Below are 23,009 nucleotides of genomic sequence, written 5' to 3'. Positions count from 1 at the left end.
GGAGTCTCCTACTCGCTGAGCGTCGAGGGGTCGGTGGCGGGCGCGGGCAGGCCGAGCGCGGCCACCCGGGCGGCGTGCTCGGCGGTGATCGGCGCGCCCCAGCGGGCCCAGAAGCCGCTCAGGTCGGCCCCGGCGATCCGTGAGGTGTACAGGGCCAGGTAACCCCAGCGCTTGGCGCTCTCGGTCCAGTCCGAGGGCGGGTTCTCCTCGCGGACCAGCCGGTGCAGCCGGGGCCAGAAGTCGGCGCCGAAGGCCAGTTCGAGCTGGCGCAGCGGGACGAGCTTCTCCATCGAGCCGAACGCCTTCACGTAGTCCTGCGCCGGCCGGGGCAGCTTGGCCAGCGCGCTCTGGAAGGGCGTGAGCCCGGTCTTGGCGTCCGGCTTGACCAGGTTGGACTGCTGCCCGAGGGTGCGCTGGGCGGCCAGGGAGTAGATGTTGACCGTGACCTCGGTGAGGTCGCCCGGCTTGTAGGCCATCTGCTGGTGCTGGTGGCCGAGCTCGTGGTAGACGCCCCAGCCGCGCGTGGTCAGCCCCTCCGGCGTGGCCAGCCGGTCGAGGTAACCGCGCGGGTAGGCGGTCCAGCCGTGCGTGGCGTAGGCGCCCGCGCCGGGCGGCATCCGGGGCGCCTCGACCAGGTGGAAGGCGAGCGGGTGGGGCCGGTGCAGCGGGCCGGAGCCGTCCAGGCCCGAGATGGCCGCGTGCGAGCCGATGATCTGCTCAAGCGCGGTCAGCAGGGCCGCGTGGTCGTGTTCGCGCCACAGCAGGGCGCCCTCGCGGGACAGGGTCATGATCGCGCGAGGCGAGACCAGCTCGACCTGCGGGGCGTCGGTCAGGCTGTCGAGCTGGGCCTGGAACTGCGCCTCCGTGCTCTCGCCGAGCCGGAAGACCGGCACGGGCCGGCCGCCGGCCAGGAACTTGACCTTGGCCTTCTGCCCGTCGCCGACGAGCGAGAGGTAGACCAGGCCGCCGCCCGGGTCGGTGACGGTGTTCTCGCCGGCGGCCAGCGGATAGGCGCGCGGGTTCTTGTGGACCACGTCGGCGTGGGTGTCGGGGGCGCCGACGTGCAGCGTGGGCAGGACGCCGTCCTCGGCGTCGACCCGGACGGTGAGGGCGGTGCCGGCCGGGAGGTGGACGCCGGTCGAGGTGAAGTTCGTGGTGCCGAGCGCCTGCTGGAGGCGCAGCCGCTCGCTCTCGGCGGACGGCCGGGCGCGCAGCACGACGGTGTGCCGGGCGTCGGCGGCGGCGGGGGAGGGGGTCAGCAGGACGGCGGCGCCGAGCGCGGTGGCTCCGAGGAAGCCTCGCCGGGACAGGGGGGTGCGGGACATGCCAACTCCTTGGGTGAAGGGGTTGGGTAGAGGATGTAAACGCTTTCTATAGAGCGTCAAGAGCTTTCCTGGTCTTTCTACGGCTTACTAGGCCACTTTCTGCCGCATTTCGCGAAGACGCAGGTAAGCGCTTGCTACCGCCGGGGGCCGACGGACTGGCGGACGACCAGCGTCGTGCCGACCGTCGCGGACGTCTGCACCGGGGTGAGGTAGTCGGCGCCGTCGGGGTCGCCGAGGGCCAGCCGTACCGCCTGGGTGCCCATCTCCTCCAGCGGGATCCGCACGGTGGTGAGCTGCGGGCGCAGCTCCTGGGCGACGGGCACGTCGTCGTAGCCGACCACGGAGACCTGGCCCGGCACCGGCACGCCCGCGGCCTCCAGCGCCTGCATCGCGCCGGCCGCGACGTTGTCGTTGGCCCCGAAGACCGCGCTGAACTCCAGCTTCTCGGCGAGCGCGGTCCGGATGCCGTCGTAGCCGAAGCGGCGGTTCAGCGAGCCGGTCCGGATCAGCGCCGGGTCCTCGCGCAGCCCGCGCAGGTCGAGCGCCCGGCGGTGGCCGTTCAGCCGGGCGATCGTGGTGGACAGCGCGGGCGGGCCGCCGAGGAACAGGATGCGGCGGTGCCCCTGGGTGATCAGGTAGTCGGTGATCGCGAACGCGCCGCCCTCATTGTCGTACTCGACGACCTTGGTGGGCACGTCCGTGCCGAGCGAGGGCCGCCCGCACAGCACCAGCGTGGAGCCGCCGGCGTGCAGGGCTCGCGCCCGGCGGGTCACCTCGGCCGCGTAGGCGCGGTCCTCGTAGCTGCCGCCGACCAGGATGACCGCGTCGGCGCGCTGCTCGTGCAGCAGGTCGATGAGGGCCAGCTCCTGCTGGTGGCTGCCGTGCGTGCAGGAGACCAGGCAGAGCCGGCCCTGCCGGGTGGCCTCGCGTTCCACGCCGCGCGCGATGTAGGCGAAGAACGGGTCCACGAGGTCGTTGATGATGATGCCGACGGTGCGGTTGGTGGCCCCGGCCAGGGCGCGGGCGTGCGCGTTGGCCACGTAGCCCAGCTCGGCGATGGCCGCCTCGACGCGCTCGCGGGTGGACTCGGCGACCGGGTAGTTGCGGTTGATCACGCGGGAGACGGTCGCGCTGGAGACGCCCGCCCGGCGCGCCACGTCGGCGATCGTGGCTGCGTTCGTCGCGGCGTTCGTCGCGGCGTTCGTCTCGGCGTTCGTCTCGGTCATCCCGGTCCCCCTCCCGTCCGTTTCAGTGATCATGCCATCCGGTCCAGTTCGTCGGCGGTCACTTCGTGCCGCAGCGGCCTGCCCGCGCGATAACGCTCGACCTCGTCCAGCGCGCACTCGGCGAGCCGGGCCAGCTCGTTGCCCTGCGCGCCGGCCAGGTGCGGCGTGAGCAGGACGTTGGGCAGGCCGAAGAGCGGGTGCCCGGGCGGCAGCGGCTCGGGATCGCTGACGTCGAGTATGGCGTCGATCCGGCCGCGGGTCAGCTCGGCGAGCAGCGCGTCGTGGTCGACCAGCGCGCCGCGCGCGGTGTTGACCAGCACCGCCCCGTCCATCATGAGGGCCAGCCGGCGGCGGTCGAGCATGCGCCGCGTCTCCGGGGTGTCGGGCGCGTGCAGGGAGACCACGTGCGAGCGGCGCACCAGGGTGTCGAGGTCCACCATCGCCACGCCGAGCGCGGCGGCCTCGGCCGGGTCGGCGTAGGGGTCGTAGACCAGCACCTCGGCGTCGAGGAGGCGGAGCAGGTCGGCGACCCGGCGGCCGATCCTGGACAGGCCGACGAGCCCGACCGTGATGCGGTGCGTGCCCAGCCACGGCATGCCGGAGAAATCACGCTTCGTGCCCTCGGTCCGGTAGCGATGGGCCAGGCTGAAGACCCGCTTGGCCCCGAAGACGATCGCGGCGAAGGTGAACTCGGCCACCGGCACCGCGTTGGCGTCGGCCGCGCTGGTCACCCGCACGCCCCGGCGCAGCACCTCGGGGTCGAGGAAGGTCTTCACCGTCCCGGCGGCATGCGCGATCAGCCTCAGCCGCGGCGCCCGCTCCAGCAGGTCCGCGCCGATCGCCGGGCAGCTCCAGCCGGTGACCAGCACCTCGGCCCCGGCCAGCGCGCGGTCGGCGGCCGGCCCGGTGAGCTCGTGCAACACCTCGTCGTGGACGGTCGCGAGCTCGTCGAGGCGCTCGAGCGCGGCGGCGCCGAAGACCTGCTCGCGCACCCCCGGTCCCATGACCAGGACGGCGTGCGGTTTCGTCTCCGTCACCGGACGCCGGACCGGCGCCCTTTCGTTGCTCACAGCTAGGCTCCCCGATAGTAAGCGCATTCTATCTAGCGATGACGAGAGGCTAGAGAGCTGGGAATTTCTCGTCAAGTGAGCTGGGGGACCTGGCGGAATCTGATGGACAGGGGCTTGACGGGAGTGGAAACCGCTTACTAATTTCCTCGCCAACTGGAAGGACCATGCATGTCGACCACACCCCTTCCCGCGGTGCGGGAGGTCGCGTCAGAGGAACCGGTACGGCCTGCCGTACCGAGGAAGCTCACCCTCCTGCAGCGGATCAGGCGGGACCGGGTGATGCTCCTGCTCGCCCTGCCGGGCCTGCTGTACTTCCTGGTCTTCCACTACGGGCCGCTGTTCGGCTACGTGGTGGCGTTCCAGGACTACCAGCCCTACCTCGGCTTCCTGGACAGCCCCTGGGTGGGCCTGCAGAACTTCGCCACCGTCTTCGGCGACGCCCGGTTCTGGGACTCGGTGGTCAACACCCTGCAGATCACCGTCACCCAGTTGCTGCTCTTCTTCCCCGCCCCGATCGCGCTCGCGCTGCTGCTCAACAGCGTGGTCAGCGAGAAGGTCCGGCGCTTCGTGCAGAGCGTGGTCTACCTGCCGCACTTCATCGGCTGGGTGATCATCGTCTCGATCTTCCAGCAGATCCTCGGCGGCGCGGGGGTGGTGCCCGGCGTCCTGGAGGACCTGGGCCTGCCGCGCTACGACATCATGACCGACCCCGACGCCTTCCCGCTGCTGGTGACCCTGCAACTGATGTGGAAGGACGCCGGCTGGGGCACGATCATCTTCCTCGCCGCGCTGCTGTCGATCAGCCCCGAGCTCTACGAGGCGGCGGCGATGGACGGCGCGGGCCGCTGGCGCCGGCTGTGGCACGTCACCCTGCCGGGGATCATGCCGATCGTCATCCTGCTGCTCATCCTCAACCTCGGCAGCATCCTGTCGGTCGGCTTCGAGCAGATCCTGCTCCAGCGCGACGCGGTGGGCGCGGAGGCGGGCGAGGTCCTCGACACCTTCATCTACTTCAACGGCGTGCGCGACGGCCAGTGGGGCCCGGCGGCGGCGGTCGGCCTGTTCAAGGCGATCGTCGGCGCGGCCCTGGTGATCGGCGCCAACAAGGTGGCCCACCTGTTCGGCCACGAGGGGGTGTACCGCGGTGCCGGCAAATGAGCGTCCCGCCTGGATGGAGCGGCCGAGCCGGATCGGCCTGGCGGCCAAGGCGGCGATCCTGGTCACGGTCACGCTGCTGGTGATCTACCCCTTCGTCGGCGTGATCGGCACCAGCCTGTCGACCGAGACGGAGATCGCCAGGAGCGGCGGCTTCGTGCTCTTCCCCACCGACCTCAGCTTCGCCGCCTACGACTCGATCTTCGACGGCGGCACGGTCACCCGGGCGCTCGCGGTGAGCGTGCTGGTGACCCTCGTCGGGACGGTGGCCAGCCTGCTGGCCACCATCGGCCTGGCGTACGGCACGAGCCGCCGCGAGGTCACCGGAGCCAAGGCGATCTTGATGATCGCGCTGTTCACCATGCTCTTCAACCCCGGCATCATCGCCAACTTCCTGCTGGTCAAGGAGGTGGGCCTGCTCAACAGCTTCGGCGCGCTGATCCTGCCCAGCCTGGTGAGCGCCTTCAACATGGTGGTGCTGCGCTCGTTCTTCATGGGGCTGCCCGGCGAGCTCATGGAGAGCGCCCGCATGGACGGCGCGGGCGACCTGAGGATCCTGGTCCGGATCGTGCTCCCGCTGTCGAAGGCGGTGCTCGCGGTGATCGCCCTGTTCTACGCGGTCTCCTACTGGAACGCCTTCTTCAACGCCCTGCTCTACCTCGACGACAGCGAGAAGTTCCCGCTGCCGCTGATCCTGCGCAGCTTCGTGCTGCAGGGCCGGACGCTCGAAAGCGTCGGCGCCGCCGAGGCCCCCGCGCCGGTGCAGGCGATCCAGATGGCCGTGCTGGTCGTCGCCGTCGTCCCGATCCTGCTCGTCTACCCCTTCCTCCAGCGCTACTTCACCAAGGGCGTCCTCAGCGGCGCCATCAAGGGATAAGAGGTCACCCCCCCGATGAACGACAAGCTCTCCCGCCGGGGCCTGCTGCGTCTCGGTGCGCTCACCGCCGCCGGAATCGCCGCCTCCCCGCTGCTGGCCGCCTGCGGCAACGCCGGTGGCGCCCCCGCCGCCAAGGCGCAGGGCCTGACCGTGAAGCTGCCCACCTACACCCCGCTGGCCAACGCGCTCAAGGCCGACCTGCCCGGCACCGCCGCCGGGGTGCCCGACGGCTTCTTCACCTACCCCAAGCAGCTCATCAGGGCGGTCCCCACGCCGCCGCTGTCCGGCGCCACGATCACCGCGGCCACCTCGACCTTCCTCCCGCCGCCCCCGCCGCGCGCGCAGAACCCCGCCTGGCAGGAGATCGAGAAGCGGCTCGGCGGCAAGGTGGAGCTGACCATCGTCGCCGCCGACGACTGGCAGACCAAGTTCAACACCATGGTCGCCGGCAACACGCTGCCCGACCTGTTCCAGTACACCGCCGGCCAGGGCGTCAACAACCTGCCCGCCTTCGCCGCCAGCCAGTGCGCCGACCTGACCGCCCTGCTCTCCGGCGACGCGATCAAGGCCTACCCGAACCTCGCCGCGATCCCGGAGATCTTCTGGAAGCAGTGCATCGTCGGAGGCAGGCTGTACGGCCTGCCGATCCCGCGCAACCTGGTCGGCGGCATGGGCTTCTACCGGGCCGAGATGTTCGCCGAGGCGGGCATCGCCGACCTGGCCCAGATCACCGACGCCGACCGCCTGCTGGAGGCGCTGAAGGCCGTGACCGACCCGGACCGCGGCCGCTGGGGCGTGATCACCGCGACCGGCGGCCTCTTCGGCCTGTCGATCTTCGCCCAGCTCTTCGGCGCGCCCAACGGCTGGCGGCTGGACAAGGCGACCGGCAAGCTCACCGCCGGTTTCGAGACCGAGGAGTACAAGGCCGCCGTCGAGTTCGTGATCAAGCTGCGGGAGGCGGGCGTCATCTACCCCGGCTCCGAGGGCTTCGACTCGCTCAAGCGCAAGAACGAGTTCAACTCCGGCAAGGCCGCGATGACCTACGACGGCCTGCCCGCCTACCTGGGCCCGACCGGCTACCTGCAGACGCAGAAGAAGATCGACCCCAAGGCCGACCCGCGGCCGATCACGCCCTTCCTGCCCTCGGCCAAGGCCTTCCTCAACAACATCGTCTACGCCGTGAACCTGGTGAAGAAGGGCGACGAGGCGCACGTCAAGGACGTGCTGAAGGTCGCCGACTTCTTCTCCTCGCCGTTCGGCAGCGAGGAGTACACGCTGGTCAACTACGGCGTCGAAGGCACCGACCACACCCGCGACGCCAAGGGCAACCCGGTGCTCACCGAGGCCGGCGCCAAGAACACCACGGTGCCGTGGAAGTACCTCGGCGCCCCCACCCAGCCGATCTTCGACGCCAGCTCGGCCGAGGCGGTGAGGATCCAGCACGCGGCGATCAGCAAGCTCATCGCCGTCGGCGTCGAGGACCCGACCGCCGGCCTGTACTCGCCCGCCCACGAGGGCAAGTTCGAGTCGCTCAACACCCTGCGGGTGGACGGCCTGACCTCGATCATCGCCGGCCGGCGGCCGATGAGCCACTACGACCAGGTGGTCAAGGACTGGCGGGCGGCCGGTGGCGACCAGGCGCGCAAGGAGTTCGAGGAAGTCATCGCCAAGGGCTGAGGACCGCCTGCCGTACCCACCGAGAGAGGCCATCATGCGCAAGACCGCCCTCCTGGCGGTGGCCGCGCTCTGCGCGGGCACGCTCGCACTGCCCGCGCAGGCCGCCACCCCGTCCCCCACCCCGTCCGGCCCCTCGCCCGGCGCGCCCGGCGTCGGCGATCCGCTCTACCCCACGCTCGGCAACGGCGGCTACGACGTCCGCCACTACGACGTCCGCTTCGACTTCACCCCGGTCACCTACGACTTCGCCGCCCGCGTGAAGATCACCGCGACCGCCACGCAGGCGCTGTCCCGCTTCAACCTGGACACCGACGGCAACACCATCGACTCGGTGACCGTGAACGGCACGCCCGCCCAGTGGGCGCTCACCCCCGGCCACACCGGCCAGGAACTGACCGTCACCCCGGCCGAGCCGCTGCACGTCAACAAGCCGTTCGAGGTCGAGATCGCCTCGCACGGCAACGGCAAGAACCCCCGAGCCAGCGTGACCGGCTGGGTCTTCGGCCCCGACGGCGGCTTCGCCTCCGCCACCCAGTCCAGCCGCGCCGACACCTTCTTCCCGGTCAACGACCACCCCAGCGACAAGGCCACCTGGGACCTGCACGTCTCCGCGCCCGAGGGCTACGTCGCCACCGGCAACGGCGAGCTGGTCTCCCGGACCGGCGACGTCTGGCACTTCCGGGTCAAGGAGCCGATGGCCACCGAGCTGCTCGGCCTCTCCGTCGCCAAGGGCGTCTACCTGTACGGCACCGGCCCGCACGCCCTGCCCCTGCGGCACATCGTCCCGCAGGGCCAGGAGGCCAAGTACGGGCCGATCGTCGCCGAGACCGCCGCCCACCTGGAGTGGACGGAGGCCAAGTTCGGCCGCTACCCCTTCTCCACCTACGGGATCCACGTCTACCCCGGGTACGGCGCCGCCCTGGAGAACCAGACGCTCTCGCTGTTCGGCACCGGCTGGTTCAACAGCCCCACCTACGCCAACACGATGATCCACGAGCTGGTCCACCAGTGGTTCGGCAACTCGGTCAGCCCGGCCACCTGGCAGGAGGCATGGCTGAACGAGGGCCCGGCCGTCTACTACGCGGCGCTCTGGAACCAGGAGCAGGGCCGCCAGCCGCTCAAGGACCGGATGAGGATCGTCTACGACCGGCTGAACCCGGTCAGGCTCAAGGACGGCCCGCCCGGCAGGCCCAAGGCGCTGGGCGGCTTCAACATCTACGACGGCGGTGCGCTGGTGCTCTACGCGCTGCGCACCGAGGTGGGCGACGCCGGCTTCGACCGGATCATGCGCCGCTGGGTGCAGCGGCACAAGAACGGCGTCGCGAGCACCGAGGACTTCATCGCCCACGCCGTCAAGACCACCCACCGGCCGGAGCTCGACGGCTTCCTGCGCGGCTGGCTCTTCGGCACGGAGAACCCGCCGCTGAACTGGGACGCCGCCCCGTGACGACGTACTGGAGACAAACATCGTGAGTTGGTTCACCGACGCCCGGTTCGGGCTCTTCGTGCACTGGGGCATCTACGCCGCCGCGGCCCGGCACGAGTGGGTCAAGTCCTACGAGCGCCTCAGCGACGAGCACTACCAGCGCTACTTCGACCACTTCGACCCCGACCTGTACGACCCGGAACGCTGGGCCGACCAGGCCGTCAGAGCGGGCATGAAGTACATGGTCGTGACGACCAAGCACCACGACGGCTTCTGCCTGTGGGACAGCGCGCTCACCGACTACAAGGCCAGGACCGACCTGCTGGCCCCCATGCTGGACGCCTTCCGGGCGCGGGGCCTGCGGGTGGGGCTGTACTACTCGCTGCTCGACTGGCACCACCCCGACTTCCCCAACGACCTCTACCACCCGCAGCGGGAGGAGGACCTCGGCGAGCGCGACGTCCAGAAATACGCCGACTACCTGCACGGCCAGGTCCGCGAGCTGCTGACCGGCTACGGCCGGATCGACACCATGTGGTTTGACTTCTCCTACGCCGGGCGCGGCTTCGGCGCCAAGGGGCCGCAGGAATGGCGCTCGGAAGAGCTGGAGAAGCTGGTCAGGGAACTGCAGCCGGACATCCTGCTCAACAACCGGCTGGGCCTCGGCCGGGGCGACTTCAGCACCCCCGAGCAGGTCATCCCGCCGGGCGGCCTGCCCGGCGCCGGGCTGTGGGAGGCGTGCCAGACGCTCAACGGGAGCTGGGGCTACCACCGCGACAACCTGGCGTGGAAGCCGGTCGAGCTGCTGATCGGCATGCTGGTGGACACCGTGTCCAAGGGCGGCAACATGCTGCTCAACGTGGGGCCCAACGCCCGCGGCGAGTTCGAGCCGCGGGCGGTCGAGCGCCTCGACGGGATCGCCGAGTGGATGCGGCTGCACGGCCGCGCCATCCACGGGGCCGGGGCCTCGCCGTACACGCCGCCGCAGGACTGCCGTTACACGCAGCGGGGCGACCGGCTCTACCTGCACCTGCTGGCCTGGCCGCTGAAGCACCTGTTCCTGCCCGGCCTGGCGGGCAAGGTGCGCTACGCCCAGTTGCTGAACGACGCCTCCGAAGTGCCGATCGTGACGATCGACCCGAAGGAGCCTTTCCATCACTATCTGAAGGGAGTGCCGGAGGACACGCTCGTCCTGGAGCTGCCCGCCGTCCGGCCCGAGGTGACCGTCCCCGTGATCGAAATGTTCCTGGCATGAGCGACCTGAGAATCGGCGTGATCGGCTACGGCCTGCGCGGCACGCTGGCCAAGCTCGCGCACCGGCCCGGCGAGGGCTCCCGCGTGGTCGGCGTCGCCGAGCTCGACCCGGACCTGCGGGCGGCCGCGGCGGCCGAGTTCGGCGCGAAGCCGTACGAGGACTGGCGGCACCTGATCGGCGAGGTCGACGCCGCCCTCGTCCTCACGCCGGACGGCACCCACGCCGACATCGCCGGCGAGCTGCTGCGCGCCGGGGTGCCCGCCTTCGTGGAGAAGCCGCTCGACATCAGCCTGGAGCGGTGCGACGAGCTGCTGCGCACCGCCCGGGAGAGCGGCACCCGGCTCTACGTGGGGCACAACATGCGGCACATGCCGGCTGTCCGGCTGATGCGCGAGCTCATCGGGCGCGGCGCCATCGGGCAGGTGCGGACGATCTGGGTGCGCCACTTCGTCGGGCACGGCGGCGACTTCTACTTCAAGGACTGGCACGCCGACCGCACCCAGGTCGGCGGCCTGCTCCTGCAGAAGGCCGCGCACGACCTGGACGTCGTGCACTGGCTGGCCGGCGGCTACACCACCCGCGTGCAGGCCTTCGGCGACCTGATGGTCTACGGGGACCTGCCACGCCGCGAGCCCGGCACCCGCAAGGAGGGCGACTGGTACGCGCCGGCCGCCAACTGGCCGCCCCTGGCCCAGCGCGGGCTCAACCCGGTGGTCGACGTCGAGGACGTCTCGGTCATGAACATGGTCCTGGACAACGGCGTCATCGCCGCCTACCAGCAGTGCCACTTCACCCCGGACTACTGGCGCAACTACACCGTCATCGGCGACGCCGGCCGCCTGGAGAACTTCGGCGACGGGCCCGGCGGCGTGGTCAAGGTCTGGAACGCCCGCCGCTCCGGCTACCGCCCCGAGGCCGACGCCGTCCACGAGATCCCCGCCGCCGAGGGCGGGCACGGCGGCGCCGACCCCAAGCTGCTCGCCGAGTTCTTCCGGTTCGTACGGCAAGGCGGCCGCACCGACACCTCGCCGGTCGCCGCCCGCATGGCCGTGGCCGCCGGCATCCGGGCCACCGAGTCGCTCCGCGCCGGCGGCACGCCCCTCGACGTGCCGCCCCTCGATCCTGACCTCACCGGCTGGTTCGAGGCCGGCCAGGTCAGCGCCCGATGAACGTCGGCTGCTCCTTGGCCAGGAAGGCGCGGGTGGCGTTGCGGTGGTCCTCCGTCGCCGCGCACGCGTCCTGGAGCTCGGCCTCCAGGGCGAGCGACTCCTCAAGGGTGTGCGTGGCGGCGTAGGCCAGGGCCCGGCGGGTGGCCGCGTAGGCCTTGGTCGGGCCCTGCGCCAGCCGTACCGCCAGCTCGCGGGCGGTCTTGGCCAGCTCGTCGGCGGGCACCACCCGGGTGACCAGGCCCAGCTCCAGCGCGCGGGCCGCGTCCAGCGGCTCGCCCAGGATCAGCAGCTCGGCCGCCCGCGCCGGGCCGACCAGGCGCTGGAGCGTCCAGGAGGCGCCGGAGTCGGGGGCCAGGCCGATCCCGGCGAAGGCCATGGCGAACTTGGCCTTGTCGGCCGCCACCCGCAGGTCGCAGGCGAAGGCGAGCGAGGCGCCCGCGCCCGCGGCCACGCCGTTGACCGCGGCGATCACCGGCTTGTCCATGGTGGTGATCAGCGTGACGATCGGGTTGTAGTGCTCCTGGACCGTCCCGGCCAGGCCGCGCCCGGCCTCCAGGTTCGCGGCGTGCTCGCGCAGGTCCTGGCCGGCGCAGAAGGCGCGGCCCGACCCGGTCAGGAGCACCGCCCTGACCTCCGGATCGGCGGCGGCCCGGCCCAGCGCCTCCAGCAGGGCGGTCTTCACCTCGGCGGTCAGCGAGTTCATGGCCTCGGGACGATCGAGGGTGATCGTCGCCACGTGCTCGGACACCTCGTAGGAAATCACTGCAGCTCCTCATCGACGAACGCGGCTGCGGCCGGCATCAGGCGGGCCGCCTCGTACTCGAAGTACGCCCGGGCCTTCTCCCCGGGCCAGCCGGCGGGCAGCAGCTCCGCGGGCAGGCCGGGGTCCCGGAAGAGAAAGTTGCGCCACCCGTGCACCAGCCGGCTGCGCGTGGCGAAGACCTCGTCACGGGTGGCGTCGAAGGGTAAGGAGCCGACCATCGTGACCGCGTCGGCCAGCCAGGTCTCGTACGCCTGCCCGATCCCGGCCAGATCCCAGGCCCGCGCGACCAGCTCGCGCGGATCGCCCTCCAGCACCGCCTCGAACCGGTCGTTGCGCACCCCGGCCAGCAGCCCGTCGAGCTCGCCGGAGGCCCGCGGCCCCACCCAGGTGGTCTCCGAGATCGGCGCGTAGCCCAGGAAGGCCAGGTCGGCGCGGAGCCGCTCGCGGCGGGCCCGGTCGCGCACCGGCTCGAAGACGATCAGGTGCCAGCGCCCCGACCAGGCGAGAGTTCCAGCTCGGTAAATTCTCAGCGCGGCCTCGTCGAGACGCGTCGCGCACTTGCGGGTGATCCCGTAGCCCGGCCCCTGAGGCAGCCGGACCGGCACCAGCCAGCCCTGCCTGACCATCCGCGAAACCGCGGTTCGCACGGCTGGAGCGGCGATCTCGAGCGGTGCCAGGAGCCGGACGAGCGCCGCCACCGTGGCCCGCCCGCCCCGTGGACGCAGGTGGTCCCCGTAGAGGTCGAACAGCGCGGCGCGAGCGTTCACGAGGACCAGTTTGGCCGCCCTGGCCACCGGCGACAACGCATCGGCGATGAGATCGTTACCCACCACGGCTCTCGATGCGGGAGAATAGGACATCACAGAAGACGTGAATGCGTCGGGCACCGACCCGGGTGGCCGGTACGGCCGGTCCGCGGTTGCCCCAGGCAGGAAGGGATGCGCGCATGGCGGCGATGAAGCCGCGGACCGGCGATGGTCCGCTCGAGGTCACCAAGGAAGGTCGCGGCATCGTCATGCGCGTTCCACTCGAGGGTGGTGGCCGGCTTGTCGTGGAGATCTCGGCAGACGAGGCCAAAGCGCTCGGTGAGGCGCTGAAGAGCGTCGTCGGCTGAGAAACACCCAGTTATGCCAATCGAGACCAGTGTTTCCGTCGCCGCCGAGCCGCCCGCCGGCGTCGAGTTGTTCGCGGTGCCGTACACCGCCGAGTTCGACGTCCCCGACCTGCCCCTTCCACCGGCCGAGCTGTTCGCGCTCTACGAGGCGAAGGGCGAGGCCGGCGAGGTGATCGAGATCCCCGTCGCACGGGCCTCCGGCCTCGGCCGGCTGCTCCTGTACGGGGTGGGCGACGCCTCACCGAAGGACCTGCGCAGAGCGGCTGCGGCACTGGTCAGAAAGGCGAAGGGCCGCCCGGCACTCGCCGTGGTGGCCCCGGCCGGCGACCTGGCCGCGTTCACCGAGGCCGCACTGCTGGCCGCCTACTCCTTCCGCATCGGCGCGCCCGGCAAGCCGCCGGTCGCCGCCCTGACCATCGTCGGCGGGGACGAGCAGGCGGTACGGCGGGGCGAGATCGTGGCCCAGGCGGTCGCCCTCGCCCGTGACCTGTCCAACACGCCCGCCTCGGTGAAGAACCCGCAGTGGCTGGCCGAACGGGCCACCGAACTCGGCCTCCCGGCCCGGGTGTGGGACGAGGAAGCCCTCCAGTCCGGCGGTTTCGGCGGCATCGCCGCGGTCGGCCAGGGCTCGGCCAGCCCGCCCCGGCTGATCCAGCTCTCCTACGCGCCCGAAGGCGCCGAGCGGCACGTCGTGCTGGTCGGCAAGGGCATCACCTTCGACTCCGGCGGCCTGTCCATCAAGCCGACCGAGAACATGAAGACCCAGAAGACCGACATGGCCGGCGGCGCCGTCGTCATCGCGGTCATGAGCGCGCTCGCCCAGGTGGGTGCGCCGGTCCGGGTCACGGGACTGATCGCCGCGGCCGAGAACATGCCGTCGGGCACCGCCCAGCGGCCCTCCGACGTGATCACCATCTACGGCGGCAAGACGGTCGAGGTGCTCAACACCGACGCCGAGGGCCGCCTGGTCATGGCCGACGCGCTGGCCTACGCGGTCGCCGAGCTCGACCCCGACGTGATCGTGGACATCGCCACCCTCACCGGGGCGATCAGCGTCGCGCTCGGCCGCAACGTCGGCGCGGTCTTCGCCTCCGACGACGTCCTGGCCAAGGAACTCGTCGCCGCGGGCGAGGAGAGCGGCGACCGGCTGTGGCGGATGCCGCTGATCGACGACTACCGGCCCGCGCTGGAGTCGCCGATCGCGGACCTGGCCAACGTGGAGGCGGGCTCGGCCTTCAGCGCCGGGTCGATCACGGCCGCGCTGTTCCTGCGGGAGTTCACCGGGGGGCTGCCCTGGGCGCACCTGGACATCGCCGGGGTCGGTCGCAGCACCGTGGACGACGGCATCTTCGCCAAGGGGGCGACCGGGTTCGGCGTGCGGGTGCTGCTCGATTGGCTGACCACGCGCTAGACCGCGCCAAGCGTTCGGGCCGCTCGGTTCATCCGGGCGGCCCTGCCGTTTCCCGGGCCTCGGGCAGCCTGCCCAGTTCGGGCGGCTTGCCGTACTGGAACGGGTGGTCAGTCGGAGATCTTGAGTGCGGCGAGCAACCCGTCGCCCACCGGCAACATCACGGCCCGCAGCCGCTCGTCCGCCTGCACCAGCTTGCCCAGCTCGCGGACCGCCACGGTGTCGGGATCCCGCTGCGCCGGATCGGCCACGCGGTCGTGCCAGAGCGCGTTGTCGAAGGCGACGATCCCGCCCACCCGCAGCAGCCGCACGGACTCGGCGAGGTAGTCGGGATACTCGTGCTTGGCCGCGTCGGCGAAGACCAGGTCGTACCCGCCGTCGGACAGGCGGGGCAGCACGTCGAGGGCCCGGCCGGTGATCAGCCGGATGCGGCTGCCGGAGAACCCCGCCTCGGCGAAGGCCTGCTTGGCCAGCCGCTGGTGCTCCAGCTCCAGGTCGACGCTGGTCAGCGTGCCGTCGTTGCGCATGCCGCGCAGGAGCCAGAGGCCCGACACGCCGCAGCCGGTGCCGATCTCGACGACCGACCGGGCGTTCACCGCGGCGGCGAGGAAGCTCAGCGCCGCGCCGCCGCCGGGGAGAATGGGCACCGCGCCCATTTCCGCGCCGCGCTGCCGGGCCGCGAGCAAAATCTCGTCTTCAGGACTGAACTGCTCTGCGTAGGCCCAACTTGCCGCCGTGGGACTGGTCATCTGCCTCCTCCCTCCCTTTCGTGCAATTAGTCACTGATCGCAGCCTAGGGGAGACGGGCCTGCTCGGGAACTCACGCGCCACCCAACGCGTTGCAGGTTTAAACGGGCTTTGCCGGTCCACAACGGCGGCAGTGCGCACGAAGGGACAAAACCAGGCACTATGGCGGTAGCGGTGGTCCCAGAGAGAGGAGTACTGGTGGACGCGAGCGACCACCAGGTGTCTGAGTGGACTCCTCCGACCTGGGAGGAGGTAGTGCGGACACACTCGGCGCGGGTGTATCGGCTGGCCTACCGGCTGACCGGCAACATTCACGACGCCGAGGACCTCACTCAGGAGGTCTTCGTCCGTGTCTTCAGGTCCCTGTCGAGTTACACGCCGGGCACTTTCGAGGGCTGGCTGCACAGGATCACCACCAACCTCTTCCTGGACCAGGCGCGGCGCAAGCAGCGCATCCGGTTCGAGGGGCTGGCCGACGACGCCGCCGAGCGGCTTCGCGGACGTGAGCCTTCGCCTGCCCAGGCCTTCGACGACGCGCATCTCGAGCCCGACATCCAGGCGGCGCTCGACGGCCTCGCCCCGGAGTTCCGGGCCGCGGTCGTGCTGTGTGACATCGAGGGCCTGTCGTATGAAGAGATCGCGGCCACGCTCGGCGTGAAGCTGGGCACGGTCCGCAGCCGGATTCACCGTGGCAGGGCACAGTTGCGGGAGGCGTTGGAGCATCGTGCGCCTCGGCAACTCTCATCTCAGTTCCCCCCGCCGCCTGGTACTCGTGGGGAGGAAGTCTGATATGTCGCATCTTGGAGAGAACGTATCCGCTCTGGTCGACGGCGAGCTCAATCACATGGAACGTGAGCGCGCCCTGGCACACCTGACCTTCTGTGCGGAATGCCGCCGGGAGGTGGAGTCGATGCGGGCGCTGAAGTCGCGCCTGCGTTCGCTCGACGGGCCTGCCATGCCGGCCGACCTGACCATGTCCCTGCTGCTCATGGGCGAACCCGGTGGGCCCGTGCCGCCGAGGGAGCGCCCTTTCCCCCGGACCTTCGGCGGGGTTCCGCTCCCTGGGCCGCGCAGCATCGCGCCCTTGGACAACCGTCCCCGCCGCGACCCGTCCGGTTCCTCCGGCCCTGGGCGTAAGCGCCGGAGCACCTACGTCGCGGTCGGCGTCGTCTCCGCCGCGGTGGCCCTCGGCACCCTGTTCGTGTCCACGGCCAACCAGACCTCGGGTCCTCCTCCGACCACCGTGCACAAGACCAGCGTTCCTTAGGGGGCCCTGGCTTAGGCAACGGCCTCAGGGGCATACGATCGTGATTCGGTGCTTTACATCTCTCGTATGCCGCCCACGCCAGGATGGCGTGCGGCCGGACAAGGAGTAGTGAGGAACTAGATGACCGACGAGACGCGCCCCCCCTCCGAGGACGGACGCACGCCGTCGGACACCACTGAGCGGCTCGACCGGCCCGACTTCCGGCCCGCCGAGAGCTGGGGGGACCCCTCCGGGCGTCCTCCCACGGACACGGTGGTCTTCGGCGAGCAGTCCGGCGGCCCTACTTCCTCCACCGCCACCTCCACCGGTGGCTCCTCCCTCACGGACGGGTACGGCCCGCAGCCCGGCACCGGCGGCTACGCGCGCCCGGACGGCGGCGCCCCCAACGGCACCGCCACCTTCATGCCCCCGCCCGGCACCCACCCGACGGGAACCCATCCGACCGCCGGCCCCACGCCCGGCGGCCAGCCGACCGGGACGCACCCCACCGGCGGCCAGCCGACGGGGACCCACCCGGCCGGCGGCCACCCCAACGGCTACGCCAACGGCGGCGGCGCGCCCGGCTACGGCCCCGCCGCCCCCGGCTACGGCCCGGGCGCCTCGACCTCCGGCCACAGCACCAGCGGCCCCGGCGGCTTCGGCAGCCCCGGCGGCCCGGGTTCGCCCCCGCCCCCGCCGTTCCAAGCGTCCGGCATGGGCCCGGGCTGGGCCCCGCCCCCGAGCGGCGCTCACCCGGGCGGCACGGCCACCGCCCCCCGCCCCGGCACCAGCCTGGGCGTCGTCGTGGTGATCGCCGTCGTGGCCGCCATGCTCGCCGCCACCCTCGGCAGCGTCGGCACCTACCTGCTGACCCGGAACGACTCGGGCAACAACCCGTCCTACAGCCTCGGCCCCGTCCCCAGCGGCAGCACCGCCCGCCCGCCGGACTCGGTCGCCGGCGTGGCCTCACGGGTGCTACCCAGCGTCGTCTCGCTCGACGTCGGCAACGGCACGGGCACCGAGGCCGCCTCGGGCTCCGGCTTCCTGATCAAGGGCGGCTACGTGGTCACCAACAACCACGTCGTCGCCATGGCCGCCAAGGGCGGCGAGATCCGGATCAACTTCAACAACCGCAAGAGCACCTCGGCCCGCATCATCGGCCGCGACGCCGGTTCCGACCTCGCGGTGGTCAAGCCCGACGAGACCTTCGGCACCCCCGAGATCGTCCTCGGCAACTCCGACCAGGTCGTCGTGGGCGACCCCGTCATCGCCGTAGGCTCGCCGCTCGGCCTGAGCGGCACGGTCACCACCGGCATCGTCAGCTCGCTCAACCGCCCGGTCGTCGCCGGTCAGGAGACCGCCCAGCGTCCCGAGGACGTCGCCTACATCAGCGCCATCCAGACCGACGCCGCGATCAACCCCGGCAACTCCGGCGGGCCCCTGGTCAACGTCAACGGCGAGGTCGTCGGCGTCAACTCCGCCATCGCCACGCTGGGCCGCTCGCTCGGCGGCGAGAGCGGCAACATCGGCCTGGGCTTCGCCATCCCCAGCAACCAGGCGCGGCGCGTCGCCGAGGACATCATCAAGTACGGCAAGGCGAAGCGCCCCCGCATCGGCATCGTCCTGGACAACGACTACCGCGGTCAGGGCGTCAAGATCGCCAGCGCGCCGCAGGAGGGTCGCCAGCCGGTCGACGCCGCCGGCCCCGCAGGCAAGGCCGGGCTCAAGGCCGGGGACGTCATCCTGGAGATCGACGGCCTCCGCCTGGAGAACGGCAACGAGCTCATCGCCCTCATCCGCGCCAAGGCGCCCGGCTCCAAGGTGACCGTCAAGTACCAGCGTGACGGCCAGGAAGCCACGGCCACCCTGACCGTCATGGCCGAAGAGGAGCCGGTGGCCACCCCAAGCCCCTCATAACCTGCCTTACTCTGGAGTGGCTGGAATGTGAGGAGCTCAGGGTGTTCAATCTTGGCTGGTTCGAGATCGCGGCGCTGATCGTCATCGCGCTGCTGGTCTTCGGCCCGGAGAAGCTGCCGCAGGCGGCCGCTCAGGCGGGCAAGACCCTGCGCAATCTCCGCCGCATGGCGAACAACGCCCGTGACGACCTGAAGGCCGGGCTGGGGCCGGAGTTCTCCAACTTCGACCCCACCGACCTCAACCCGAAGAACTTCGTCCGCAAGCACCTCATGGACGACGCCGACGACTGGCAGACCTCCCCGGCCGCCGAGCCGGAGTACGTCCCCGCGCCCGTCGCCGCCCTCACCCACGAACTCCGCGCCGGCGAGATCCCCCCGTACGACCCCGAGTCCACCTGACCGAGGCTCCGGGATCGAACAGAAGATCGAGAGTTGCCAGCGATCTCCGAACTTGTTGTGCAAAGATTCGGCCATGGACGCGAACACCCTCCGAGCCGTCGCCGCCGAATGCCTCCAGCACCTCGACCTCCTGGCCGCCGGGCAGGGCCCGAAATGGGCCGGGACGCAGGTCCCCGGGATGGACTGGACGGTGTCCGGGGTCGTGGCCCACATGGGCGACTGCCTGATGTGGTACTCCACCGACCTCGTGGCGGGCGACAAGGAGCTGAGCACGCTGGAGGTGCGCGTACGCCCCGAGTCCGAGCCGGAGGACCTGGTGGCCTCGGTGCGGGCCCTGGCGACCGTCCTGGCGTACGTGGTGGAGGGGTCGCCCGCTGAGGCGCGTGGCTGGCATCCGTGGGGCCGGGCGGACGTGTCCGGGTTCGCGGGCATGGCCTGCGACGAGTTGCTCGTGCACACCGCGGACGCCGGGGGCGCGCTGGGCGTGCCGTTCGTGCCGTCGGCGGAGGTGGCCACGACGGTGGTGCGCCGGATGTTCCCGTGGGCGCCCGAGGACACCGATCCCTGGACGACGCTGCTGTGGGCCAACGGCCGGGCGGACCTGCCCGGTCAGGAGCGCCAGGTGGGCTGGCAGTGGCACTGCGCCCCGCTGGCCGAATGGGACGGGACCAACCCGGCCTCCTCCTGACCTGCAAAGCCGTACGGCCACGCCCCCTAGGGAGGCGTGGCCGTACGAGAAGAGAGCAGGTCAGCCGCGGTTGGGCGCGAGCCCGAGCTGCATGCCCTTCAGGCTGCTCGACCGCTTGGACAGCGTGGCCGCGATCTTCCGCAGTTCGGCCGCGCCGGGCGAGTCGGGGTCGGTGAGGACGAGCGGCTTGCCCTCGTCGCCGCCCTCGCGCAGGCGCAGGTCGATGGGCACCTGGCCGAGCAGGGGCACCCGGGAGCCGAGGATGCGGGTCAGGGCGTCGGCCACGGTCTGGCCGCCGCCCTCGCCGAAGACGTGCACCCGCTCGTCGCAGTGCGGGCAGGGCAGCCACGACATGTTCTCGATGACACCGGCGATCTGCTGGTGGGTCTGCGCGGCGATGGAGCCGGCCCGCTCGGCGACCTCGGCGGCGGCCATCTGCGGGGTGGTGACGACGAGGATCTCGGCGCCGGGCAGCCGCTGGGCCACGGAGATGGCGATGTCGCCGGTGCCGGGCGGCAGGTCGAGGAGCAGGACGTCGAGGTCGCCCCAGTAGACGTCGGCGAGGAACTGGTGCAGCGCCCGGTCGAGCATGGGGCCGCGCCAGACGACGGGGGTGTTGCCGTCGGGCTTGAACATGCCGACCGAGATGACCTTGATGTCATGCGCCACCGGCGGCATGATCATGTCCTCGACCTTGGTCGGCCGCTCGCTCGCGCCGAGCATGCGCGGGATGCTGTGGCCGTAGATGTCGGCGTCGACGATGCCGACCTTCATGCCCTGGGCCGCCATCGCCGCGGCGAGGTTGACCGTCACGGAGGACTTGCCGACGCCGCCCTTGCCGCTGGCGACCGCGAAGACGCGGGTCAGCGAGCCGGGCTGGTTGAAGGGGATCTCCTTCTCGGGTGCGCGGTCGCCGCGCAGCTTGGTCTGGAGCGCCTTGCGCTGCTCCTGGCTCATCACGTCCATGGCCACGCGCACGCTGGTGACGCCGTCGATCTTGGAGACGGCGTTGGTCACGTCGCGGGTGATGGTGTCCTTCAGCGGGCAGCCCGACACGGTCAGGAAGATGCCCACGACGACCTCGCCCGTGGGGGAGATGTCGATGCTCTTGACCATGTCGAGGTCGGTGATGGGCCGACGGATCTCGGGGTCGTTCACGGTCGCGAGGGCGGCCGTCACCTGCTCTGGGGTAGGTGCCATGGAAGCTCGGCACTCCTTGTCGCTGATATGGATGGGCGGCGCACTAGATGCACACGCAACGTTCTAAGGTTACTGCGTGCTCCTGACCTCCGAGGAACTCGCCGTCTGGCGGATGTTGCAGCGGGCCCAGGTGCGGATCGCCACCAGGCTGGAGGCGGACCTGCTCCGGGCGCACGACCTGGCGTTGCCCTGCTACGAGGTGCTGGCCAGACTCGCCGAGGCGCCCGGCCGGCGGCTGCGGATGAACGACCTGGCGCACCAGGTGTTGCTGTCGCGGAGCGGGCTCACCCGGCTGATCGACCGGCTGCAGCGGGACGGGCTGGTGTCGCGGGAGGCGTGCGAGAGCGACGCCCGTGGCCTGTTCGCCGTGCTCACCGACGCCGGGCAGGCCCGGCTGGAGCAGGCCAGGCCGACCTACCAGGGCGCGGTCCGCGAGCACTTCCTGGGGCCGCTGGGCGAGGAGGACGTGCAGTCCTGCCGGCGGCTGCTGGCCAAGCTGGGGGTTGTGTGACCGGGAAGTCTCATGTCAGTATCAAAAGTACTGAATGGTGATTACCCCCCTTGGTGGTGTTCGATGCGGTACGCCGGACTCTTGCTGGCCCTGATCTCCTCATGGTGTTTCGCCTTCTCCGGGCCGATGGCGAAGTTCCTGAACGCCGCCGGACTGGCGCCGCTCGAATCGGTCTGGCTGCGCATGGCGGGCGCGGGGGTGCTGATGGTCGCCCTCCTGGCCCTCTTCCGGCCCGCCGCGTTGCGCATCCCGCGGGACAAGCTGGGGTTCTTCGCCGCCTACGCCCTGGTCGCGGTCGCCGGCGTGCAGGCTCTGTACTTCGTGGCGATCACCCGGCTGCCGGTGGGCGTGGCTCTGCTGCTGGAGTTCACCGCGCCGGTGATGGTCGTGCTCTGGGTGCGCTTCGTCCGGCGGGTACGGCTGCCGCGGGTGGCCTACGCCGGGGCGCTGGTCGCCTTCGTCGGCCTCGCGATCGTGACCGAGTTCTGGGCCGGCATGCGCCTCGACCTGATCGGCGTGCTGCTCGGCCTGGCCGCCGGAGCGTGCTGCGCGGCCTACTTCCTGCTCAGCGACAGCTTCGGCGAGGACGTGGACCCGCTGGGCCTGGTCGCTTGGGGCATGCTCGGCGCCTCGCTCCTGCTGGTGCCGTTCGCGCAGCCCTGGAGCCTGCCGTGGACGGCGCTCGGCGAGCAGGTCACGCTCGGCGGCAACACGCTGCCGGCCTGGGGCGCGTACGCCTGGATGATCGTCGTGGCCACGGCCGTCGCCTACTGCCTGGGGGTCAACGCGGTGCGGCGGCTGTCGGCCGCGGTGGGCGCCACGGTGGCCACCCTGGAGGTGATCTTCGGGGCGATCGTCGCGTGGTTCCTGCTCGGCCAGCAGCTCACCAGGTTCCAGGTGATCGGCGGGCTCATCGTGCTGAGCGGCGCGCTGCTGGCCCAGCTGGCCTCGGCGCGACCGGCCGCGCCGAAGGCGGAGGTGCGGGAGCCCGTCCTCACCCGGTGAGCGGGCGGAGCTTCACGACCGTCGCGGTCCGGGCCCAGCGCTCGGTGATCGCGGCGCCGTCTGGGGCGTTGAGCCGGTCCTTGGCCAGCGCGGCGACCGCCTCCGGCTCGGCGGCCTGGTCGACCACCTCGACCGACGCCTCGAAGGCCACCAGCCGGGCCCCGTTGTCCTTGCTGCGCAGCGTGATCTCGACCCGGTCGAGCCCCGCCAGGCCGGGCAGGTCCTGCTCGCCCTCGCCGGTGACCACGTAGACCGCGCCGTCGTGCCAGGTGTGCCAGGCCAGCCGGGGCCGGTCGAGCCCGAGCCAGAGCACGCCCGACTTCTTGGCGCCTTCCTCGATGACCGTCACCTCTGCACTGTAACCCGGTAGCGGATCATCGGCCCGAGCAGTCCGGCCACCTTCTCGAAGGGGGCCATGCCGAGCCGTTCGACCACCGCGAGCGAGGCGGTGTTGCCCTCGTCCACCTCGGCCAGCACCTCCGGCAGGCCCATCGGCCCGAGGGCGTGCTCGACGACCGCGCGGGCCGCCTCGGTGGCGTAGCCGCGGCCCCAGACCTCGGGGGCGAGGCTGTAGTAGACCTCCGGGCCGAGTTCCTCCAGCGGCCGCAGCCCGGCCACGCCGATCGCCGTGCCGCCGGCGACGATCACCCACAGCGGGCTGTGCCCGTCGGCGATGACCTCCTCGATCTCCGCCGTGTCGGGCGCCTCGCCGTCGAAGAGGAAGCGCCGCACGTCGGGTGCGGTCCAGTGGGCCGCCAGCCAGGCGAGGTCGCCGGCCCCGACGGGGCGGAGGGTCAGCCGGGCGGTGCGCAGGACTTCGGTCACACCGCGA

The 23,009-nt window shown here is 71.4% G+C and carries 24 protein-coding genes; 15 read left to right on the top strand and 9 right to left on the bottom strand.

Features of this window, described 5'->3' with window-relative positions; genetic code table 11:
• Positions 1-8: 8 nt before the first annotated feature.
• The 3 genes from ACIBG7_RS39330 to ACIBG7_RS39320 form a co-directional block, all read right to left on the bottom strand.
• The gene (locus tag ACIBG7_RS39330; RefSeq protein WP_397339555.1) at positions 9-1,325 is read right to left on the bottom strand and encodes a M60 family metallopeptidase; all 1,317 of its coding nucleotides are present in this window, start codon (positions 1,323-1,325) and stop codon (positions 9-11) included.
• Between the two features lie 134 nt (positions 1,326-1,459).
• Positions 1,460-2,551, bottom strand: a complete 1,092-nt coding sequence (locus ACIBG7_RS39325; protein ID WP_397339554.1) for a LacI family DNA-binding transcriptional regulator — start codon at positions 2,549-2,551, stop codon at positions 1,460-1,462.
• 29 nt (positions 2,552-2,580) lie between these two features.
• Positions 2,581-3,621, bottom strand: coding sequence for a hydroxyacid dehydrogenase (locus tag ACIBG7_RS39320; protein ID WP_397339553.1), 1,041 nt, complete (start codon positions 3,619-3,621; stop codon positions 2,581-2,583).
• Between the two features lie 168 nt (positions 3,622-3,789).
• Here ACIBG7_RS39320 and ACIBG7_RS39315 point away from each other — a divergent pair, with 168 nt between their 5' ends.
• From ACIBG7_RS39315 to ACIBG7_RS39290, 6 genes are read left to right on the top strand one after another with little or no spacing between them, the layout of a single operon-like run.
• Positions 3,790-4,779: an ABC transporter permease gene (locus tag ACIBG7_RS39315; RefSeq protein ID WP_397339552.1), complete on the top strand. Its 990-nt coding sequence runs from the start codon at positions 3,790-3,792 to the stop codon at positions 4,777-4,779.
• Positions 4,766-5,653, top strand: a complete 888-nt coding sequence (locus tag ACIBG7_RS39310) for a carbohydrate ABC transporter permease (protein WP_357930628.1) — start codon at positions 4,766-4,768, stop codon at positions 5,651-5,653. The genes ACIBG7_RS39315 and ACIBG7_RS39310 overlap by 14 nt, the downstream gene beginning before the upstream one ends.
• A gap of 15 nt (positions 5,654-5,668) precedes the next feature.
• Entirely contained in the window at positions 5,669-7,330 is a 1,662-nt protein-coding gene (locus ACIBG7_RS39305; protein WP_397339551.1) for an extracellular solute-binding protein, read from the top strand.
• Positions 7,331-7,364: 34 nt separating this feature from the next.
• On the top strand, positions 7,365-8,777 hold the full coding sequence (locus ACIBG7_RS39300) for a M1 family metallopeptidase (RefSeq protein ID WP_397339550.1): 1,413 nt from the start codon (positions 7,365-7,367) through the stop codon (positions 8,775-8,777).
• A gap of 7 nt (positions 8,778-8,784) precedes the next feature.
• The gene (locus ACIBG7_RS39295) at positions 8,785-10,011 is read left to right on the top strand and encodes an alpha-L-fucosidase (protein WP_397339621.1); all 1,227 of its coding nucleotides are present in this window, start codon (positions 8,785-8,787) and stop codon (positions 10,009-10,011) included.
• Entirely contained in the window at positions 10,008-11,180 is a 1,173-nt protein-coding gene (locus ACIBG7_RS39290) for a Gfo/Idh/MocA family protein (protein ID WP_397339549.1), read from the top strand. The genes ACIBG7_RS39295 and ACIBG7_RS39290 overlap by 4 nt, the downstream gene beginning before the upstream one ends.
• Here ACIBG7_RS39290 and ACIBG7_RS39285 read toward each other — a convergent pair.
• Together ACIBG7_RS39285 and ACIBG7_RS39280 are read right to left on the bottom strand one after the other, a co-directional pair.
• A complete protein-coding gene (locus ACIBG7_RS39285; protein WP_397339548.1) occupies positions 11,167-11,943 on the bottom strand; it encodes an enoyl-CoA hydratase-related protein in 777 nt (258 codons plus the stop codon). The two genes, ACIBG7_RS39290 and ACIBG7_RS39285, sit on opposite strands and share 14 nt — an antisense overlap.
• On the bottom strand, positions 11,940-12,773 hold the full coding sequence (locus ACIBG7_RS39280; protein ID WP_357930613.1) for a PaaX family transcriptional regulator C-terminal domain-containing protein: 834 nt from the start codon (positions 12,771-12,773) through the stop codon (positions 11,940-11,942). The genes ACIBG7_RS39285 and ACIBG7_RS39280 overlap by 4 nt, the downstream gene beginning before the upstream one ends.
• A gap of 116 nt (positions 12,774-12,889) precedes the next feature.
• Between ACIBG7_RS39280 and ACIBG7_RS39275 the strand changes: the two genes are divergently transcribed.
• Together ACIBG7_RS39275 and ACIBG7_RS39270 are read left to right on the top strand one after the other, a co-directional pair.
• Entirely contained in the window at positions 12,890-13,057 is a 168-nt protein-coding gene (locus tag ACIBG7_RS39275; protein WP_101788278.1) for a DUF3117 domain-containing protein, read from the top strand.
• A gap of 13 nt (positions 13,058-13,070) precedes the next feature.
• Positions 13,071-14,468 (top strand): leucyl aminopeptidase, encoded by a 1,398-nt coding sequence (locus ACIBG7_RS39270; RefSeq protein WP_357930610.1) that lies wholly within the window; start codon positions 13,071-13,073, stop codon positions 14,466-14,468.
• A 107-nt stretch (positions 14,469-14,575) separates the two neighbouring features.
• On the opposite strand, the gene ACIBG7_RS39265 is transcribed toward ACIBG7_RS39270, so the two are convergent.
• On the bottom strand, positions 14,576-15,214 hold the full coding sequence (locus ACIBG7_RS39265) for an O-methyltransferase (protein ID WP_357930607.1): 639 nt from the start codon (positions 15,212-15,214) through the stop codon (positions 14,576-14,578).
• 160 nt (positions 15,215-15,374) lie between these two features.
• On the opposite strand from ACIBG7_RS39265, the gene sigE reads away from it, so the two are divergent.
• The 5 genes from sigE to ACIBG7_RS39240 all read left to right on the top strand — a co-directional run bounded on the left by sigE (position 15,375) and on the right by ACIBG7_RS39240 (position 19,461).
• Positions 15,375-16,001, top strand: a complete 627-nt coding sequence (gene sigE / locus ACIBG7_RS39260) for an RNA polymerase sigma factor SigE (protein WP_357930604.1) — start codon at positions 15,375-15,377, stop codon at positions 15,999-16,001.
• A gap of 1 nt (position 16,002) precedes the next feature.
• Positions 16,003-16,479 (top strand): anti-sigma factor family protein, encoded by a 477-nt coding sequence (locus tag ACIBG7_RS39255; RefSeq protein ID WP_397339547.1) that lies wholly within the window; start codon positions 16,003-16,005, stop codon positions 16,477-16,479.
• A 120-nt stretch (positions 16,480-16,599) separates the two neighbouring features.
• Positions 16,600-18,375, top strand: a complete 1,776-nt coding sequence (locus ACIBG7_RS39250) for a trypsin-like peptidase domain-containing protein (RefSeq protein ID WP_357930601.1) — start codon at positions 16,600-16,602, stop codon at positions 18,373-18,375.
• A 41-nt stretch (positions 18,376-18,416) separates the two neighbouring features.
• Positions 18,417-18,773 carry a sec-independent translocase gene (locus ACIBG7_RS39245; RefSeq protein ID WP_357930598.1) on the top strand — a complete coding sequence of 119 codons (357 nt, stop codon included), beginning with the start codon at positions 18,417-18,419 and terminating at the stop codon, positions 18,771-18,773.
• A gap of 73 nt (positions 18,774-18,846) precedes the next feature.
• Positions 18,847-19,461 carry a maleylpyruvate isomerase N-terminal domain-containing protein gene (locus ACIBG7_RS39240; RefSeq protein WP_397339546.1) on the top strand — a complete coding sequence of 205 codons (615 nt, stop codon included), beginning with the start codon at positions 18,847-18,849 and terminating at the stop codon, positions 19,459-19,461.
• A 60-nt stretch (positions 19,462-19,521) separates the two neighbouring features.
• On the opposite strand, the gene ACIBG7_RS39235 is transcribed toward ACIBG7_RS39240, so the two are convergent.
• Complete coding sequence (locus tag ACIBG7_RS39235; RefSeq protein WP_357930593.1) at positions 19,522-20,661, bottom strand: Mrp/NBP35 family ATP-binding protein; 1,140 nt, start codon at positions 20,659-20,661, stop codon at positions 19,522-19,524.
• A gap of 76 nt (positions 20,662-20,737) precedes the next feature.
• On the opposite strand from ACIBG7_RS39235, the gene ACIBG7_RS39230 reads away from it, so the two are divergent.
• Positions 20,738-21,172 (top strand): MarR family winged helix-turn-helix transcriptional regulator, encoded by a 435-nt coding sequence (locus ACIBG7_RS39230; RefSeq protein ID WP_397339545.1) that lies wholly within the window; start codon positions 20,738-20,740, stop codon positions 21,170-21,172.
• A 63-nt stretch (positions 21,173-21,235) separates the two neighbouring features.
• The gene (locus tag ACIBG7_RS39225) at positions 21,236-22,177 is read left to right on the top strand and encodes an EamA family transporter (RefSeq protein ID WP_357930587.1); all 942 of its coding nucleotides are present in this window, start codon (positions 21,236-21,238) and stop codon (positions 22,175-22,177) included.
• Here ACIBG7_RS39225 and ACIBG7_RS39220 read toward each other — a convergent pair.
• Both ACIBG7_RS39220 and ACIBG7_RS39215 read right to left on the bottom strand, forming a co-directional pair.
• Entirely contained in the window at positions 22,167-22,526 is a 360-nt protein-coding gene (locus ACIBG7_RS39220) for a hypothetical protein (protein ID WP_357930584.1), read from the bottom strand. The genes ACIBG7_RS39225 and ACIBG7_RS39220 overlap by 11 nt on opposite strands.
• Positions 22,523-23,002, bottom strand: coding sequence for a GNAT family N-acetyltransferase (locus tag ACIBG7_RS39215; protein WP_397339544.1), 480 nt, complete (start codon positions 23,000-23,002; stop codon positions 22,523-22,525). The genes ACIBG7_RS39220 and ACIBG7_RS39215 overlap by 4 nt, the downstream gene beginning before the upstream one ends.
• Between the last annotated feature and the right edge of the window lie 7 nt (positions 23,003-23,009).

The organism is Nonomuraea sp. NPDC050328 (assembly GCF_044459405.1).
Lineage (GTDB): Bacteria > Actinomycetota > Actinomycetes > Streptosporangiales > Streptosporangiaceae > Nonomuraea.
Note: the sequence above shows the minus strand (reverse complement) of the source record. Positions and strands in the feature narration are given on the sequence as shown.